The 17,191-nt window shown below is 75.6% G+C and carries 17 protein-coding genes; 9 read left to right on the top strand and 8 right to left on the bottom strand.

The annotated features are described in order from the left end of the window. The first annotated feature begins 25 nt into the window (after positions 1-25). Positions 26-1,030: a type I glyceraldehyde-3-phosphate dehydrogenase gene (gene gap, locus NPS70_RS24335; RefSeq protein WP_256526530.1), complete on the top strand. Its 1,005-nt coding sequence runs from the start codon at positions 26-28 to the stop codon at positions 1,028-1,030. A 64-nt stretch (positions 1,031-1,094) separates the two neighbouring features. On the opposite strand, the gene NPS70_RS24330 is transcribed toward gap, so the two are convergent. Next, positions 1,095-3,431, bottom strand: a complete 2,337-nt coding sequence (locus NPS70_RS24330) for an excinuclease ABC subunit UvrA (RefSeq protein WP_256526529.1) — start codon at positions 3,429-3,431, stop codon at positions 1,095-1,097. 128 nt (positions 3,432-3,559) lie between these two features. Here NPS70_RS24330 and NPS70_RS24325 point away from each other — a divergent pair, with 128 nt between their 5' ends. Continuing rightward, the gene (locus tag NPS70_RS24325; RefSeq protein ID WP_256526528.1) at positions 3,560-4,054 is read left to right on the top strand and encodes a hypothetical protein; all 495 of its coding nucleotides are present in this window, start codon (positions 3,560-3,562) and stop codon (positions 4,052-4,054) included. 42 nt (positions 4,055-4,096) lie between these two features. Here the strand turns inward: NPS70_RS24325 and NPS70_RS24320 are convergent, their stop codons facing one another. After that, a complete protein-coding gene (locus tag NPS70_RS24320; protein WP_256526527.1) occupies positions 4,097-4,312 on the bottom strand; it encodes a dodecin in 216 nt (71 codons plus the stop codon). 514 nt (positions 4,313-4,826) lie between these two features. Between NPS70_RS24320 and NPS70_RS24315 the strand changes: the two genes are divergently transcribed. The 3 genes from NPS70_RS24315 (at position 4,827) to NPS70_RS24305 (ending at position 7,953) form a co-directional block, all read left to right on the top strand. Further along, positions 4,827-6,074: an extracellular solute-binding protein gene (locus NPS70_RS24315; RefSeq protein WP_256526526.1), complete on the top strand. Its 1,248-nt coding sequence runs from the start codon at positions 4,827-4,829 to the stop codon at positions 6,072-6,074. Between the two features lie 182 nt (positions 6,075-6,256). Continuing rightward, positions 6,257-7,057, top strand: coding sequence for a GNAT family N-acetyltransferase (locus NPS70_RS24310; protein ID WP_256526525.1), 801 nt, complete (start codon positions 6,257-6,259; stop codon positions 7,055-7,057). Continuing rightward, complete coding sequence (locus NPS70_RS24305) at positions 7,054-7,953, top strand: lysophospholipid acyltransferase family protein (RefSeq protein WP_256526524.1); 900 nt, start codon at positions 7,054-7,056, stop codon at positions 7,951-7,953. Before NPS70_RS24310 ends, NPS70_RS24305 begins: the two co-directional genes overlap by 4 nt. On the opposite strand, the gene egtD is transcribed toward NPS70_RS24305, so the two are convergent. Genes egtD through egtA form a run of 4 tightly spaced genes read right to left on the bottom strand, consistent with a single transcriptional unit; the run spans position 7,848 to position 12,149 of the window. Next, positions 7,848-8,810, bottom strand: a complete 963-nt coding sequence (gene egtD / locus NPS70_RS24300) for an L-histidine N(alpha)-methyltransferase (RefSeq protein WP_256526523.1) — start codon at positions 8,808-8,810, stop codon at positions 7,848-7,850. The two genes, NPS70_RS24305 and egtD, sit on opposite strands and share 106 nt — an antisense overlap. After that, entirely contained in the window at positions 8,807-9,562 is a 756-nt protein-coding gene (egtC, locus tag NPS70_RS24295; protein ID WP_256526522.1) for an ergothioneine biosynthesis protein EgtC, read from the bottom strand. Before egtC ends, egtD begins: the two co-directional genes overlap by 4 nt. Then, on the bottom strand, positions 9,562-10,878 hold the full coding sequence (gene egtB, locus NPS70_RS24290) for an ergothioneine biosynthesis protein EgtB (RefSeq protein ID WP_256526521.1): 1,317 nt from the start codon (positions 10,876-10,878) through the stop codon (positions 9,562-9,564). The genes egtC and egtB overlap by 1 nt, the downstream gene beginning before the upstream one ends. After that, on the bottom strand, positions 10,875-12,149 hold the full coding sequence (gene egtA, locus NPS70_RS24285; protein ID WP_256526520.1) for an ergothioneine biosynthesis glutamate--cysteine ligase EgtA: 1,275 nt from the start codon (positions 12,147-12,149) through the stop codon (positions 10,875-10,877). Before egtA ends, egtB begins: the two co-directional genes overlap by 4 nt. A gap of 138 nt (positions 12,150-12,287) precedes the next feature. Between egtA and NPS70_RS24280 the strand changes: the two genes are divergently transcribed. Continuing rightward, complete coding sequence (locus tag NPS70_RS24280) at positions 12,288-13,181, top strand: TIGR02452 family protein (protein ID WP_256526519.1); 894 nt, start codon at positions 12,288-12,290, stop codon at positions 13,179-13,181. Here NPS70_RS24280 and NPS70_RS24275 read toward each other — a convergent pair. Further along, complete coding sequence (locus NPS70_RS24275; RefSeq protein WP_256526518.1) at positions 13,166-13,627, bottom strand: type II toxin-antitoxin system PemK/MazF family toxin; 462 nt, start codon at positions 13,625-13,627, stop codon at positions 13,166-13,168. The genes NPS70_RS24280 and NPS70_RS24275 overlap by 16 nt on opposite strands. A 196-nt stretch (positions 13,628-13,823) precedes the next feature. On the opposite strand from NPS70_RS24275, the gene NPS70_RS24270 reads away from it, so the two are divergent. From NPS70_RS24270 to NPS70_RS24260, 3 genes are all read left to right on the top strand, one after another. Beyond that, complete coding sequence (locus NPS70_RS24270) at positions 13,824-14,846, top strand: LacI family DNA-binding transcriptional regulator (protein WP_256526517.1); 1,023 nt, start codon at positions 13,824-13,826, stop codon at positions 14,844-14,846. An 80-nt stretch (positions 14,847-14,926) separates the two neighbouring features. Beyond that, a complete protein-coding gene (locus NPS70_RS24265) occupies positions 14,927-15,196 on the top strand; it encodes a hypothetical protein (protein WP_256526516.1) in 270 nt (89 codons plus the stop codon). A 164-nt stretch (positions 15,197-15,360) separates the two neighbouring features. Continuing rightward, positions 15,361-16,545, top strand: a complete 1,185-nt coding sequence (locus NPS70_RS24260) for a thiolase family protein (protein ID WP_256526515.1) — start codon at positions 15,361-15,363, stop codon at positions 16,543-16,545. 151 nt (positions 16,546-16,696) lie between these two features. Here NPS70_RS24260 and trxA read toward each other — a convergent pair whose 3' ends face one another. Continuing rightward, on the bottom strand, positions 16,697-17,086 hold the full coding sequence (gene trxA / locus NPS70_RS24255) for a thioredoxin (protein ID WP_256526514.1): 390 nt from the start codon (positions 17,084-17,086) through the stop codon (positions 16,697-16,699). Positions 17,087-17,191: the final 105 nt, after the last annotated feature.

Below are 17,191 nucleotides of genomic sequence, written 5' to 3'. Positions count from 1 at the left end.
GGTGCGCAGAGCAAAGGGGAGAGGCATGACGGTCAAGGTCGCCATCAACGGGTTCGGCCGTATCGGGCGAGGGTTCCTGCGCGCGGTGCTCACCGAGAAGGCGGACGTCGACGTCGTGGCGGTGAACGACCTCGGCGACCCCGGGACGCTGGCCCATCTGCTCGCCTACGACAGCACCATGGGCAGGCTGCCCGCGGAGGTGGCGGCCGGGGACGACGGCATCCTGGTCGACGGCCGGACGATCGGCGTCCGCCGCGAGCGTGACCCGGGCCGGCTGCCGTGGGCGGACCTCGGCGTCGACGTGGTCGTGGAGTCCTCCGGGGCGTTCACCGACGCCCGGAAGGCGTCCGCGCACCTCGACGCCGGAGCCCGCAAGGTGCTCATCTCGGCCCCCGCCACCCACGAGGACTTCACCCTCGCCTACGGCATCAACCACGACCGCTACGACGCCGGGGCCCACCACGTCGTCTCCAACGCCTCGTGCACCACCAACTGCCTGGCCCCGCTGGCCCAGGTGCTCCAGACGCGCTTCGGCCTGGAGCACGGACTGATGACCACGGTGCACGCCTACACCCAGGACCAGAACCTCCAGGACGGCCCGCACCGCGACGCCCGCCGGGCCCGCTCCGCCGCACTCAACATCGTCCCCACCTCCACCGGTGCGGCCACCGCGATCGGCAAGGTGCTGCCCGGGCTCGACGGGCGGCTCGCCGGGCTGTCCCTGCGCGTGCCGGTTCCGGTCGGCTCGATGACGGACCTCACCGCGTACCTCTCCCGGCCGGTCGCCGCCGAGGAGGTCAACGAGGCCTTCGCCGAGGCCGCGGCCGGACCGCTGCGCGGCGTCCTGCGCTACTCCGACGCCCCGCTCGTCTCCACGGACATCGTGGGGGACCCGGCCTCCTGCGTCTTCGACGCCCCGCTGACGACGGTGGCCGCGGGCGGGCGCCAGGTGAAGGTCCTCGGCTGGTACGACAACGAGTCCGGCTTCTCGCACCGGCTCGTGGACGCCGTCCGGCTGCTGGGCGCCTGACCCGGTCGCGGAGCACCGACCCGGTGGCGGGACCGGGCCCCCTCCCGATCCCGCCACCCGGTGCTCAGCGAAGGGCGCGCGCCAGGTAGGGGGCCGTGGCACTGCCCGCCGCGGCCGCCACCTCGGCCGGAGTACCTGCGGCCACCACCCGGCCGCCCTCGTCACCGCCCCCCGGGCCGAGATCGACCACCCAGTCCGCCGCGGCCACCACGTCCATGTCGTGCTCCACGACCACCACCGTGTGCCCGTCGTCCACCAGCCCGTGCAGCCGGAGCATCAGCACCTCCACGTCGGCCGGGTGCAGCCCCGTCGTCGGCTCGTCCAGCACGTACACGGTGTGCCCCCGCCGCCCCCGCTGGAGCTCGCCCGCCAGCTTGATGCGCTGCGCCTCCCCGCCGGAGAGCTCGGTGGCCGGCTGCCCGAGCCGCAGGTACCCGAGCCCGACGTCCAGCAGGGCGCCGAGGCTGCGCGCCGCCGCCGGGACGTCCCCGAGGAACCCCGACGCCTCCTCCACCGTCAGGTCCAGCACCTCGGCCACGTTCCTCCCCCGCAGGCGCACCGCCAGCGTCTCCTGCGCGTAGCGTGCACCGCCGCAGTCCGGGCAGGGCGCGTACGTCGTGGGCAGGAACAGCAGCTCCACCGCGACGAAGCCCTCCCCCTGGCAGGTCTCGCAGCGCCCGCCCGCCACGTTGAAGGAGAAGCGCCCGGCCTTCCAGCCCCGGCGCCGCGCCTCCGGAGTGGCGGCGAACAGCTTCCGGACGGTGTCGAACAGCCCGGTGTAGGTCGCCAGGTTGGACCGCGGGGTGCGCCCGATCGGCCTCTGGTCCACCGTCACCAGGCGCTCCACACCCGGCAGTCCGGCAGTGATCGCGCCCACCAGCGTGGACTTCCCCGAGCCCGACACCCCGGTGACGGCCGTCAGCACCCCCAGCGGCAGCCGGGTCCGCAGACCGCGCAGGTTGTGCCGGGTCACCGGTCCGAGCCGCAGCTGCCCCGAGGGCACCCGGGGCGCGTGCGCCCGCCGGGGCGGCGCCCCGAACAGGAAGCGGCGGGTCTGCGAGCCCTGCACCCCGGCGAGCTCTGCCACCGGCCCGCTGTGCAGGACGCGGCCGCCGTGCTCGCCCGCGCCGGGCCCCACGTCCACCAGCCAGTCGGCCCGGCGCACGACCTCCAGGTGGTGCTCGACCACGAACACGCTGTTGCCCTCGGCCTTCAGGCGCTCCAGCACCACCAGCAGGGCATCGGTGTCCGCCGGGTGCAGCCCGGCCGAGGGCTCGTCCAGGACGTAGACGACCCCGAACAGGCCCGCGCGCAGCTGCGTCGCCAGCCGCAGCCGCTGGAGCTCGCCGCTGGAGAGTGTGGGCGCGGGCCGGTCCAGGCTCAGGTAGCCGAGCCCCAGTTCGGTGACGGTGGCGACCCGGGCGAGCAGGTCGTCGGTGAGCAGCCGCGCCGTCCCGCCGGCCTGCCCCGCCGCCAGGACCCCGGCGAGTTCGGTGAGCGGGAGCGCCGCGGCCTCGGCGACGGTGAGGCCGCGGAAGGTCACCGCCAGCGCCTCCGGCCGCAGCCGCGCCCCCGCGCAGGCGGGGCAGGGGCCGCTGGTCAGGAAGCCCTCGGCCCGCGCCCGCAGCGTGCTGCTCCCGGACTCGGCGAAGGTGCGCAGCACATGGCGGCGGGCGCTGGTGTACGTGCCCTGGTAGGGGCGCTGGATCCGCCCGGCGTCCCGGACCGGGTGGACGGTCACCACCGGCTGCTCGTCCGTGAACAGGATCCACTCCCGCTCCGCGGCGGGCAGCTCGCGCCAGGGCCGGTCCACGTCGTGGCCGAGGGCGTCGAGCACGTCCCGGAGGTTCTTGCCCTGCCAGGCCCCGGGCCAGGCCGCGATCGCCCCCTCGCGGATCGACAGCGAGGGGTCGGGGACCAGCAGCTCCTCCGTGGTCCCGTGCACCCTGCCGATCCCCTGGCACGAGGGACAGGCGCCCGCCGCCGTGTTCGGGGAGAAGGCGTCGGAGTCCAGACGCGGGGCGCCCGGCGGGTAGTCGCCGGCCCGTGAGTACAGCATCCGCAGCGAGTTGGACAGGGTGGTGACCGTGCCGACCGAGGACCGGGAGGTGGGGGAGGAGCGCCGCTGCTCCAGGGAGACCGCGGGCGGCATCCCCGAGACCTCGCCGACCGCGGGGGCGCCCACCTGGTGGATCAGGCGGCGGGCGTAGGGCGCGACCGACTCGAGGTACCGCCGCTGGGCCTCCGCGTAGAGCGTCCCGAAGGCCAGGGACGACTTGCCGGACCCGGAGACCCCGGTGAAGGCGACCAGGGCGTTGCGGGGGATGTCCACATCGACGCCGCGCAGGTTGTGCTCCCGCGCGCCGCGGACCCGGACGAAGCCGTCATGAGGAGGGTGCATAGCGGGCGATTCTAGGTGTCGTTCCAGTTCACAGGGGCTCCGGGGCCTGACGGGAGGAGCCGGAGCCCCGCCGCGGGGGCCCGGCCCCCGCGCGCCCCACGCCGGGCCGCTTCACCTACCCTGGGGCCGTGGCACCGGACACCCGGCCGCTGGCCGTCTTCGACCTCGACAACACCCTCGCCGACACCGCCCACCGGCAGCACCTGCTCGAGCGCCGGCCGCGCGACTGGAACGCCTTCTTCGCCGCGGCGCCCCAGGACCCGCCGCTCGCCGAGGGGGTGCTGCTGTGCCGCCGGGCCGCCGGGGAGTGCGAGGTGGTGTACCTGACCGGGCGCCCCGAGCGCTGCCGCGAGGACACCCTCGCGTGGCTGGCCGCGCAGGAACTGCCCGAGGGGCGGCTGTTCATGCGGCCCCGTGCCGACCGCCGCCCCGCCCGCGTGACCAAGCTGGAGGCCCTGCGCCGCCTGGCCCGGTCCCGGGAGGTCAGGATGCTGGTGGACGACGACGAACTGGTCTGCCGGGACGCGGAGCGGGCCGGCCACCGCGTGGTCCGCGCCGTGTGGGGCGCCGTGCGGACGGGGCAGGCGATGCGCGCCGCCCAGCAGAGCGAAGGGCGCACCTGACGAAGGGGCCCGGCCGGCGGACCGCTGCCGGTGGCGCGGCCCTCAGTCGCCGTCCTCCAGCCGGAACCCGACCTTCAGGCCGACCTGGTAGTGCTCGATCGTGCCGTCCACGATGTGGCCGCGGACCTGGGTCACCTCGAACCAGTCGAGGCCCCGCAGGGTCTGCGCGGCGCGGTCGATCCCGTTGCGGATGGCCTGGTCGACGCCGTCCGTGGACGTGCCCACGATCTCGGTGACGCGGTAGGTGTGGTTCGACATGTGCGTCGTGCTCCTCTCCGTGCGTTCACTCCACCGTGCCCCACCGCGGGGAGTCCCGCGAGGCGTCGGGCGGGGCCGGTCCGCCGGCCGCTCCCCTCCGCGGCCGCCCGCTCCGGGCGTCCGGCGGGAGCGGACGGATGTCACCGAGAGGGGCGCAGCGGGCACGGAGGGTCACCGCACCGCAGGCCCTGCCGGAGGCGCCCGCGGCCCCCGGCGGACGGCCGTGCGCCCGCTCCGCGGCGGACGGCGCGGGAGCCCGGGGCCGGCCGTCAGGCCCGCCGTCCCTCCCAAGGCCGCAGTCTCCGGCGGAGGATGACGGCGTGTCGGCCGACGGGTGTGCGGAGCGCGGGGGGCCGAGTCGATCTCCCCGTCCGGTGCAGGCCGCCTGCGGCCTGGTTTTCCGGACTTGACCGGACCTTTGGTCCATACCAAAATCCAGCCACACCCGTGCGAGCGTCAGCTCTTCCCCCCATGTCGGGTCACACCTCCCTGCCCCGACGTCGAAGGTGACCTCGTGAAGATCCGCGCCCTCGCCCTGCCCACCGCGCTCGTGTGCTCGCTCGCGCTCGGGGGGTGCGGCATGCTGCCGGGCGGCTCCGATACGCGCACGGTGCGGATCTGGCTGATGCAGAACAGCGTCTCGCAGGACTTCCTGGAGCGCTTCACGACGGCCTTCGAGGACGAGCACCCCGACATCGAGCTGGAGGTCACCCTCCAGGAGTGGACCGGCATCGGCGAGAAGGTGGAGGCCGCCCTCGCCTCGGACGACGCCCCCGAGATCATCGAGGTGGGGAACACCCAGGTCGCGGGCTACGCCGAGAAGGGCGGGCTGCGGGACCTGACCCTGGAGTCCGTGCGCGACCTCGGCGGCGAGGCCTGGCTGCCCGGCCTCGCCGAGCCCGGTTCGGTCAACGGCTCCCAGTACGGCATCCCCTGGTACGCGGCCAACCGCGTGGTGATCTACCACAAGGAGCTGTTCGCCGAGGCGGGCATCACCAAGCCCCCCAGGACCCGGGAGGAGTGGCTGGAGATCACCGGGAAGCTGGACACCGCCTCCCAGGACGGCATCTACCTCTCCGGCCAGGACTGGTACACCCTGGCCGGCTTCATCTGGGACGAGGGCGGGGAGCTCGCCGTCGAGCGCGGAGGGGAGTGGGAGGGCGACCTGCACAGCGAGGCCGCCCTGCGGGGCATGGCGTTCTACAAGGAGCTCCAGGCCCTCGGCGACGGCCCCAAGGACGCCGACGAGGACACCCCGCCCCAGCCCGGGGTCTTCGCCAAGGGCCGCACCGCCCAGATCATCGCGGTACCCAGCGCCGCCACCTTCATCGAGAACGAGAACCCCGACCTCAAGGGCAAGCTCGGGTTCTTCCCCGTGCCGGGCAAGACCGCGGAGGCACCCGGCTCGGTCTTCATCGGCGGCTCGGACCTCATCGTCCCCGAGCGCTCCAAGGAACGGGCCGCCGCCGTCGAGGTGGTCTCCGCCCTGGCAGGCGACAAGTGGCAGATCGAGCTCGCCCGGGCCATGAACTACGTGCCCAACAAGACGACCCTGGGAGCCGAGCTCCAGGACCGGGAGGGCACCGCCGCGATGGCCGCCGGGGCCGTCCTCGGACGGGCCACGCCCAACTCCCCCCAGTGGGTGCAGGTCGAACTGGACAACCCCATCAAGCCCTACATGACGGCCGTGCTCCGCGGTGCCGACCCCGAGAGCGCCGCCCGCGAGGCATCCCAGCGGATCACCGCCGCGCTGCGCCCCTGACCGGAGCGCGGTGCCCGCCGCGGGAGCGGCCCCGCGTTCGCGGCGGAGCCGCTCCCGGCATTCAGCGTCCGCACATCCGCGCTCCGCCGCGCGGTCACGTCGAGTCCAGCCGGCCACGGAAGAAACGAGGTGCCGGGCCGCCGCACCCGCGGTCCGCCCCGTCCGTACGGCAGGAGACCGCCATGCCCGCAACGCCCGTCGCCGTTCCGCACGCTCCCGCCCCCCGGCCCCCGTCCGTCCCCGTGGCCGCCGGGGACACCCGCTACCTCGTGGGCCTCGCCCGCGAGACGGAGGACGTCCGCGCCGCGCAGCGCCTGCGCCACCAGGTGTTCGCCGGGGAGATGGGCGCCCGCCTCGACGGCCCCGAGCCCGGACTCGACAGCGACGCCTTCGACGCCTACTGCGACCACCTCCTGGTCCGCACCGCCGACACCGGGGAGGTCGTCGGCACCTACCGGCTGCTGCCCCCCGACCGCGCGCGCGTCGCGGGGCGCCTGTACTCCGAGGGCGAGTTCGACCTCTCCCGCCTGGACCCCATCCGCCACGACCTCGTCGAGGTCGGCCGCTCCTGCGTCCACCCCCTGCACCGCAACGGCGCCGTGATCGCCCTGATCTGGGCGGGACTCGCCCGCTACATGGCCGACACCGGGCACAACTGGCTCGCCGGCTGCTGCTCGGTCCCCCTGGGCGACGGCGGCACCCTGGCCGCGGCCACCTGGGACACCGTCCGCAGCGCCCACCTCGCCCCCGAGGAGCACTGGGTCACCCCGCACCGCCTCTGGCGCTCCGACGGCATCGCCCTGCCCCAGGGCCGCACCGAACTGCCGCCCCTGCTCCGCGGCTACCTGCGCCTCGGCGCCTGGGTCTGCGGAGCCCCGGCCCACGACCCCGACTTCGGCGTGGCCGACCTCTACGTGCTGCTCTCCCTGCGCCGGACCAACCCGCGCTACCTCCGCCACTTCCTGTCCCTGGTCCCGGCGTGAGCACCGCTCCGGCGGCCGGATCGCCCTGGCTCCCCGCGTCCCCCTGCACCCCGCAGGGCTGCGCAGCGCACCCCGGCGGCGTCGCCGGACGGGCCCGGGCCGCCGCACGGCTCGCCGCCGGGACCGCCGCGACCGCCGGGGGCGTGGCGCTCGCCCCCGCGGCGGCCCTCCTCGGCCGCGGCGCGCGCCACCGCCTGACCTCCCTGTGGGCCCGGTCCGTGCTGCGGGGCTTCGGCGTGCGCGCCACCGTCGTCGCCGAGAGCCCGCCCGCCCGTGACACCCCGGAGGCCGGGCCCGGCTGCCTGGTGGTGGCCAACCACGTCTCCTGGCTGGACATCCCGCTGATAGCGGCCGCGCTGCCGGGCCGGATGCTCGCCAAGAGCGAGGTGCGCCGCTGGCCCGTCCTCGGCCCGCTCGCCGCCCTCGGCGGCACGCTCTTCGTCGACCGGGGCAGCCTGCGCACGCTGCCCGCCACCGTGGCCGCGCTCACCGGCGCCCTGCGCGCCGGGCACCGCGTGATCGTCTTCCCCGAGGGCTCCACCTGGTGCGGCCGGGACCAGGGGCGCTTCCGCCACGCCGCCTTCCAGGCCGCCCTCGACGCCGGTGCCGCGGTCCAGCCCGTCCACCTGTCCTACGGCCCCACGGGGGCCGCCGCCTTCGTCGGCGACGACCCCCTCGGGGCCTCACTGCGCCGCGTCGCCGCGGCCGGCCGGCTCACGGCCGAGGTCCGGCTGCTTACGCCGATCGCCCCCGGCCCCGGCACGGACCGCCGCGCCCTGGCCCGTCAGGCTCAGCGCGCCGTCGCCAGGCTCAGCGCGAACCGGCCCGCGCCGTCCGTCCACCACCGCACCGGGTCCAGCCCCGCCGCCGCCAGCTCCCTGCGCACCCCCTCCTGACGGAACTTCGCCGACACCTCCGTACGCAGCTCCTCGCCCGCCTCGAACGGCACCACCAGGTCGAGTTCCCGGATCTTCACCGTGAGCGCCTTCCGGGCCCGCAGCCGCATCTCGATCCACTCGCGCTCGCGGTCCCAGACGGCCACATGGTCGAAGTCGTCCGGATCCGCGTCCGAGCCCAGCTCCCGGGCGAGCACCGACAGCAGGTTCTTGTTGAACGCCGCCGTCACCCCGGCCGCGTCGTCGTACGCCCTGACCAGGACCTCCTCCTCCTTGACCAGGTCGGTGCCGAGCAGCAGGGCGTCACCCGGGGACATCAGGCCCCGCACCATGCGCAGGAAGGCGGCCCGCTCGGCGGGCAGCAGGTTGCCGACCGTGCCGCCGAGGAAGGCCACCAGCCGGGGTCCCGGCGTACCGGGCAGCTCCACGTCGCGGGTGAAGTCGGCGATCAGCGCGTGGACGTCGAGCCCCGGGCGCTCGGCCAGCAGGCCCTCGGCCGCACCCCGAAGCGCGCTCTCGCTCACGTCCACCGGCACGTAGGAGCGCAGCCCGCTCAGCGCGTCCAGCAGGAACCGCGTCTTCTCCGAGGACCCCGAGCCCAGCTCCACCAGGGTGCGGGCCCCCGTCGCCGCCGCGATCTCGCCCGCGCGCTCCGCCAGGATCTCCCGCTCCGCACGGGTCGGGTAGTACTCGGGCAGCCGGGTGATCTCCTCGAAGAGCTCGCTGCCGCGGCCGTCGTAGAACCACTTGGGCGGCAGCGCCTTCGGGGTGCGCGTCAGACCGCGGCGCACGTCCGCGCGCAGGTCCGCCCCCGTGGCGTCCTCGGGCAGGGTACGGGTCAGCTGGAACGGGCTCACTGGGTCGGCTCCTTGAGCTCGGCCAGCAGGACGTCGGACCGGGTCGCCGTCAGCAGCGTACGGTCCGGCACCTCCTGCCAGCGTGGGTCGTCGTCATAGGGCTCGGAGGCCACCACCGTCGCCCCGGCCGGGTCGGACAGGTACCACAGGGTGTCGCCCCACGTGGTGGCGGTGATCGACTCCCCGTCGGTCAGCAGCAGGTTCAGCCGCGACTCCGGGGCCGCGGCGGCCGCGTCGCGCACGGTCTCGGCCATCGCACGGCCGGGGGCGTCCCCCTCCCGGAGCCGGTGCAGCACCAGTGCCCACAGCAGCGCCGAGTCGGTGCGGGCCTCCATCGACAGCAGCGCCCGGCCCGGCAGCGAGGAGGCGAGGGCGGACGCGGTCTCCGGCCAGCCCCGCACGGCCCCGTTGTGGCTGAACAGCAGCCGCCCGGAGGCGAACGGCGCCGCCGCGGCCTCGCCGTCCGCCCCCGCGAGGGTGGCGTCCCGCACCGCGGCGAGCAGCGCACCGGTGCGCACCACCCTGGCGAGGTCGGCGAAGGAGGCGTCCCCCCAGATCGGGCCCGCCCGCCGGTAGCGCGCCGGAACGGCGTCGCCCGGCGCGTACCAGCCCACGCCGAAGCCGTCGGCGTTGACCGTCCCGTACCGCTGGCGGCGCGGTGCGTAGGACTGGCGCACCAGGCCGTGCTCCGGCTCGGTCAGCAGCGCGCCCAGCGGCACGGCCGGGCCGAGGTAGGCGAGATGGCGGCACATCAGGCATCCTCCCGGGGACGCGCCTCGGCGTCCCGCGCGGTGCGGAACCCGGAGAAGATCTGGCGGCGCACGGGCAGGTCCCAGTTGCGGAAGGTTCCCCGGCAGGCCACCGGGTCCACCCCGAACGCCCCGCCCCGCAGCACCTTGTACTCCGGACCGAAGAACACCTCGGAGTACTCGCGGTAGGGGAACGCGGCGAAGCCCGGGTACGGCAGGAAGTCGCTCGACGTCCACTCCCACACGTCGCCGATCAGCTGGCGCACCCCGAGCGGTGAGGCACCCCGGGGGTAGCCGCCCGCGCGGGCCGGGCGCAGGTGCCGCTGGCCCAGGTTGGCGTGCTCCTCGTCCGGATCGGCGTCCCCCCAGGGGTAGCGCCGGGAGCGCCCGGAGACCGGGTCGTGGCGGGCGGCCTTCTCCCACTCGGCCTCCGTCGGCAGCCGCCGCCCCGCCCAGCGTGCGTACGCGTCCGCCTCGTACCAGCTCACGTGCAGCACCGGCTCGTCCGCCGGGACCTCCTCGCTCACCCCGAAGCGGCGGCGCAGCCACGTTCCGCCCTCGCGGCGCCAGAACAGCGGAGCCGCGATGCCGTGGGTGCGGATCTGCTCCCAGCCCGCCGGCGCCCACCACCGCCGTTCCCCGTAGCCGCCGTCGTCGATGAACTGCCGGAACGCGCCGCAGGTGACGGGCGCGGTGTCCATCCAGAAGGCGTCCACCTCCCGGCGGTGGGCGGGCCGCTCGTTGTCCAGCGCCCAGGGCTCGGTGGACGTCCCCATGGTGAACGGGCCGCCGGGCACCAGGACCTCGGCCGGCAGCGCCTCGGGGGGGTGCACGGGCGGCTCGGGCGCGGTGAGGGCCACCGGTCCCCGCCGGAGCTGGTGGGTGATCAGCATCGTCTCGTCGTGCTGCTGCTCGTGCTGGGCCACCATCCCGAAGGCGAAGGCCGCGTCGGTGAGCGGCGAGCCCTCCAGCGCGGTCCGCTCCAGCACGTCCAGCACCCGGCCCCGTACGTCCCCCGCGTACAGCCGGGCCTCGGCCGGGGCCAGCAGCGGCAGCGAGGGGCGCGTCGCCCGGGGGTGCTCGAAGGCGTCGTAGACCGAGTCGATCTCCGGCCTGAGGGCGTCACGCCCGCCGACGGTGCGCAGCAGCCACTGCTCCTCCTGGTTGCCGATGTGCGCCAGGTCCCACACCAGCGGGGACATCAGGGGGGAGTGCTGGGCCATCAGCTCACCGTCCTCGACGCAGTCGGTGAGCACGGCGGTACGGGCACGGGCGGCGGTCAGCGCGTCCAGCGCGCGGCGCCGCAGGTCCTCGGTCATATCGCGGCCTCCCGGGCCGTGGCGGGCGGTCGGAGATCGTCGGCGGGGCAGCGGCCGCGCAGGACGCGGCGCTCGTGGAACTCGGCGACCCGCGCCAGCAGGTCGCCGGGTGCTCCCATGCGCTCCAGCGCGTCCACGGCGGCGGCGAAGCAGACGGCCGCCACCGCGGCGAGTTCCGGGTCGGCCAGCCCCCGCCGGGCCGCGGCCACCCACAGCGGGTTGACGGGGGCGGGCAGCGTACCGGCGGACTCCGCCAGGGGCTTCACCGCGCGGTAGGCGGTCTCGGCGGCCTCGGGGTCGTCGAACAGGGCGGTGGTGACGGCGAGCGGGACCGTCCAGCCGTGCTCCCCGTCCTGGGCGTCGAGCATCCTCAACTCCAGGTGCCCGCGAGGCCGGACAGGCGGGAACAGGGTGGTCAGGTGGTAGTCGAGGTCCGCCCGTCCGGGGCGCCTGGGGTACCCGCCGCGCAGCCACTGCCGGAAGGTCAGGCCCGTCGGCCCGTCCCAGGGGCCCTCGGTCCGGCGCACGCACATGACCGGGGCGTCCAGGGCACGGGCGGCCCAGGAGGCCCGGGGCTCCGCGAACGGCTCGGGGGCAAGGGTGCGGACGGGGTCGAGCGCCGCCCAGACCGCCTGCCGCGTCGACTTCCAGCCCGTGCGGCGTCCTTGCCGGAAGGGCGAGTTGGCGAAGGAGGCGACCAGGACCGCCCCCAGCAGGTGCGCCATCTGCCAGCGCCGGGCGTGCCCGAGCGGCCCCGGCTCCTCCGTGCCCGCGTCGAGGCAGACCTGGACGGAGGCGGAGGTGCACATCATGATCCGCCCGGCGGGGCCGGTGCGGTCGAGGTGGCGTTCCATCGCGTCGTAGCGCGGCTCGTGGAGCATCCGGCGGGGCGGGTGCCAGGGGTCGATGCCGTACCCGGCCGGGACGAGTCCGTGGGCCCCCAGGCCCTCGCGGACGGTGTGCAGGTCGGCGGAGGTCGCCTCCACGCACTCGGCGAGGGACGCGGCGGGGGGCGAGCTGAGTTCCAGCTGGCCGCCGGGCTCGAAGGTCAGGGCCGAGGCGAGCGGCAGGGAGCGCACCGCGTCGAACGCCGCCGCCAGGCGTTCGCGCGCCACGGGGAGGTGGGGCCGGTCGGCATCGTGGACCAGCCATTCCACCTCCACTCCGACGGTCCGGGGCGGCCCGGTCTTGAAGCAGATGCAGCGCAGCAGTTCCTCGGCCTCGTCCTCGGACAGGGGAGGCCCGAAGTCGTCGGTGTCGGGCGTCGGCATGATCGACTCCTCGGGGGGCGAAGGGTCCCGCGCGGGACCCTGTCAACCTAAAGCCACTGCCGTCGGTTCGCACAAGAGCGCCTCTGAGGAGCGGAAACCCGGTTGCCCGGGGCACCCGCCCCCGGCGAGGATGATGCCATGAGCGCACGGCTGCGGGGGATCGCACAGCACAACGAGGAGATCGTCGCCGCCGGCGGCTACCGGCTGCCCGACGGCCGCGAGGTGCCCCTGCGGGAGGCCGTGGCCGCCTCCTGCGCGGCCACCCGCCTCCACGGACCGGACCCGGTGGACGCGCACCCCGGCAGCGGCCGGGCGACGGCCTTCGCGGTGACGGGGGAGTCCAGCACCGCGGCCGCCCGCCGGCTCGCCGGGCGGGGCGGCGGGCCGCCGGCCGTGCTCAGCTTCGCCTCCGCACGCAACCCCGGAGGGGGCTACCTCAACGGCGCCCAGGCGCAGGAGGAGGCCCTCTGCCGGGCCTCCGCGCTGTACACGACCCTGCTGCGGGCCCGCGAGTACTACGAGCACCACCGGGCGGACCGCAGCCCCCTGTACTCCGACCGGGTGATCCACTCCCCGCGGGTCCCCGTCTTCCGGGACGACAAGGGGGCCCTGCTGGCGGAACCCTTCGAGGCCGGGTTCCTCACCTGCCCGGCACCGAACGCCGGGGTCGTGCGCAGCCGCGCCCCCGAGCAGCTGCCCCTGATCCCCGGCATCCTGCGCCGGCGCGCCGAGCGGGTCCTCCAGACGGCGGTCGCCGGGGGCTACCGGCGCCTGGTCCTGGGGGCCTGGGGCTGTGGCGTCTTCGCCAACGACCCCGCCCAGGTGGCCTCCGCCTTCCGCACCCACCTGGCCCCGGGCGCGCGGTTCGGGGGCCACTTCGACGAGGTCGTCTTCGCCGTCCTGGACCGCACGCCCGGGCAGAGGACTCTCGGCGCCTTCCGGTCCGTGCTCGGCGGAGTGCCCGGGGCCGACGGCGGCGAGGCCGCGGACCCGCCGGACAGCGCCGGGCGGTGCCCTCAGGACCAGCCGTAGCGCTCCCGCAGCCGCCCGGCCACCCGGTCGAAGCGCTCCCGGTCCAGGGCGCACGCCTCCCGGCGCATCCCGTCCTCGTGGACCCGCAGCACCCGGTCCAGGTCGACCCACGAGGGGCGCCCCGCGGAGTCCCAGGGGCCCGCGCCCAGCGCGACCCACTCGTGGTCCCCGTCGCGTCGCCGGCTGGACAGCTGCACCGCGAGCACGGTCCCCTCCGCCTCCCGCGCCACCACCAGCACCGGGCGGTCCTTGCCGCGTCCGTCGCCCTCCTCGAAGGGCACCCACGTCCACACGATCTCACCGGGGTCCGGGTCCCCGTCGCGGTCGGGGGCGTAGGAGGTGCGCACGGGGCCGACGAGGGCGGGGTCGGCCTCGCGGGTGGCGGCCGTGCCGCCGTGGCCGGGGGCCACGGGGGCGCCGTCTCGGGAGGAACTGAAGATCGTCATGACCGCACCGTAGGCCCCCCGGCCCCACGGATCCAGCCATCCGCACACCGTGCCCCGACCGGTGCCCGCCGCCGCCCCGGCACGGCCCGACCGCAACCTCTGTGCCCTGCACCGCAGTTGGGGCAGAGCGCTGCGATGTCATTCCGGCCAGAGCCCGTGAGCGGGACTCGCGGGCTCTGGAAGGATGACCCGCGCGATGAGCCAGACACCCGAACCGCCCGTGGACCGCTCCGCCCCGACCAGCGCCGATGTCGCCCGGCTGGCCGGAGTCTCCCGGGCCACCGTCTCGTACGTCCTCAACAACACACCCGCGGTGCGGATCAGCGAACCGACCCGGCTGCGGGTCAGGGCCGCCGCCGAGGAACTCGGCTACGTCCCCCATGCCGCCGCCCGCAGCCTGCGGGCCGGACGCACCCGCACCGTGGTCGTTCCGGCCCCGGGACACCCCGGCGGCCCCCTCCCGGGCCCCTTCCTGGACGACTTCGAGGCCGAGCTGCGCAGACTGGAGTACACGGTCGTCCAGTACGGCAGCACCGGCCTCGACGGCGACGACGCCGCCCGGGCCTGGGCCGAGCTGAGGCCCGTGGCCGTCGTCTGCCTCGGCGAGACCCAGCCGACCCGGCACGGTGTACGGCTGCTGCGGCGCTCCGGCGCCCGGGCCGTGGTCACCCTCGGCCCCCGGGGCACGGAGGGTGCCCACTCCCTGGTCATGGACCAGCGCCGCATCGGGGCCTGCGCCGCCGCCCATCTGCTCCGGCGCGGCCGCCGCGCGATCGGCGTGGTCCTGCCGGAGGACCCGGGCGCGGCGCGCCTGGCCCTCCCCCGGCTGGAGGGAGCCCGTGCGGCCGCCGCGGGCGCGGGCGCCAGGATCGCCCCGCTCCCCATGGCCTACGAGGAGGAGCCGGCGGCCGAGCTCGCCGCCCGCTGGCGCTCCCTGCGACTGGACGCCGTCTACGCCTACGACGACGCGTACGCGATGCTCCTGATGCGGGCCCTCCAGGACGAGGGGGTGGAAGTCCCCCGGGAGACCGCCGTCGTCGGCGCCGGCGACCTGCTGCTCGGGCGGCTGCTGCGCCCCCGGCTCAGCACCGTGCGCATCGACACCATGAGCGGCGGCGACCTCGCCGGGCTGGTGGACCGCGCCGTGCGCGAGCCGGGCGCGCCCGCCCGGGAGCGCGAGCTGATGGCCGCCCGCCCGGTGCACCGGGAGTCCAGCTGACCGCCGCTGCGGTCCGCTCACCCGCGAGCGGGTCGGCGGACGAGGTGCGGCGGGCGGCCCGGGTGTCTAGCGTCGCCTTCATGAGGAACCAACCGCAGCGCTTCGGGGTCCTGGTCCTGCCCGAGCACGTCGACGGGGACGACCCGGTGGCCGCCGCCGACGGCGCGATCCGCTCCGCCGTCGTCGACGCCACCGGCGAGCTGGGAGCCTCCGGCTACCCCCGCTACGTCGGCGACGGCGTGGAAGCCGACATCGACCCCGAGACCCGGGCCGTGGAGGCTCTTCTCGTGGACGGGGCCGAACTGGACTACGGCCTCACCGTGCGGGTCATCGACGCCGACGACGTCTGAGGACCCGGGTCGCCGTCCCGCGCCGGGCCGTCCGGCCCCGCCACGTGTCGATCTTCACGTGCGGAGGGCCGTTGACAGGGCGCCGCGCCCGTCACAGACTCGGGCGACTCGATTGTGGACGGGGCCCGCCAGGAGGACCCCGGTCCTGGCCCGGGAGTGACTCGATGAGCATCCGCGACGTCTACATCGTCGACGCCGTCCGCACGCCGATCGGAAGGTTCGGGGGCGCGCTCTCGGCGGTCCGGCCGGACGACCTCGCCGCCCGTGTCGTCAGGGCACTCGTCGACCGCACACCCGACCTCGACCCCGCCCGCATCGACGACGTCGTCCTCGGCGACGCCAACGGCGCCGGCGAGGACAACCGCGACGTGGCCCGGATGGCGGTGCTGCTCGCGGGCCTGCCCGTCACGGTGCCCGGTGTGACCGTCAACCGGCTCTGCGGTTCGGGGCTGGAGGCCGTCGTCCAGGCCGCCCGGGCCATCGCCCTCGGCGACGCCTCCATCGCCATCGCTGGCGGGGTGGAGTCCATGTCGCGTGCCCCCTGGGTCCTCCAGAAGCCGGAACGCGCCTTCCCCGCCGGGCACCAGGAACTCCACTCGACCACCCTGGGCTGGCGGATGACCAACCCCCGTATGCCGAAGGAGTGGACGGTCACCCTGGGCGAGGGGGCCGAACGCGTCGCCGACAAGCACGGCATCGGCCGCGAGCAGCAGGACGCCTTCGCCCTCGACAGCCACCGCAAGGCCGCCGAGGCATGGGCCAAGGGGCTGTACGACGCGGAGGTCGTCGACTGCGACGGTGCGGACCTCGCCCGCGACGAGTGCATCCGCGACACCACTTCGATGGAGGCCCTGGCGAAGCTGAAGCCGGCGTTCCGCGTGGACGGCACCGTCACCGCGGGCAACGCCTCCCCCCTCAACGACGGTGCCGCGGCCCTGCTGCTCGTGGACGAGGAGGGCCTCGCGGCGACCGGCCGCGAGCCGCTGGCGCGCATCCGCGCCTCCGCCGTGACCGGCGTCGAGCCCCAGCTGTTCGGCCTCGGCCCCGTGGAGGCGGTCCGGCGGGCGCTGGGCAGGGCGGACCGGACCTTCGCCGACCTGAGGACCGTCGAACTCAACGAGGCCTTCGCCGCCCAGGCGCTCGGCTGCCTCGCCGAGTGGCCCGAACTCGACCCCGGCGTGGTCAACCCGCGCGGCGGCGCCATCGCCCTCGGCCACCCGCTCGGCGCCTCCGGCGCCCGGCTCGCGGGAGCCGTGGCCCACCAGCTCGCCGCCGCCGGATCGGGCACCGGCCTCGCGGCCCTGTGCATCGGCGTCGGCCAGGGCATCGCCCTCGTCCTGGAGCGCTGAGGAGCCACCCGCCCCGGACTGCCGTGTGCCGCCCGGCAGGGCGGCACACGGCAGTCCGGGGAGCCGCCCGGCGGTCAGGGCCGGACGGCTCCCCGTCGTACGGGTGCGGGGGCGGGGCCCGCCTCCGAGGCGGGCCCCGCCCCCGCACCCGCTACGCGGCCCCGCCCTGCTCCGCCCCGTCCTGCTGCTGGGACTCGATCGACTTGCGGACCTCGTCCATGTCCAGCTTCCGGGCCTGCCCGATCACGTCCTCCAGCGCGGTCTCCGGCAGCGCCCCCGGCTGGGCGAACACCGCGACCTTGTCCCGGACGATCATCAGGGTCGGAATCGACCGGATGCCGAACGCGGCCGCCAGCTCCGGCTGCGCCTCCGTGTCGACCTTGCCGAACAGCAGGTCCCCGTGGCGCTCCGAGGCACTCTCGTAGACCGGTGCGAACTGGCGGCAGGGACCGCACCAGGAAGCCCAGAAGTCGATCAGGAGGAAGTCGTTCTCCTCGACGGTCTGATCGAAGTTCTCCTTGGTGAGCTCGATCGTGCTCATACCTGTGTACCTCTTCCTGACATTCGGCGACTCGCCCCGCACAACGGTGCCCGGAGCCCGGCTATTCCTGCCCCTGCCCATGTGGCCGGGGCGCACACCCCCGGT

The sequence above is a fragment of the Streptomyces sp. C10-9-1 genome (assembly GCF_024497955.1).
Classification (GTDB): Bacteria; Actinomycetota; Actinomycetes; order Streptomycetales; family Streptomycetaceae; genus Streptomyces; species Streptomyces sanyensis.
The sequence above is the reverse complement of the archived record's forward strand: the minus strand, read 5'-3'. Positions and strand labels throughout refer to the sequence as shown.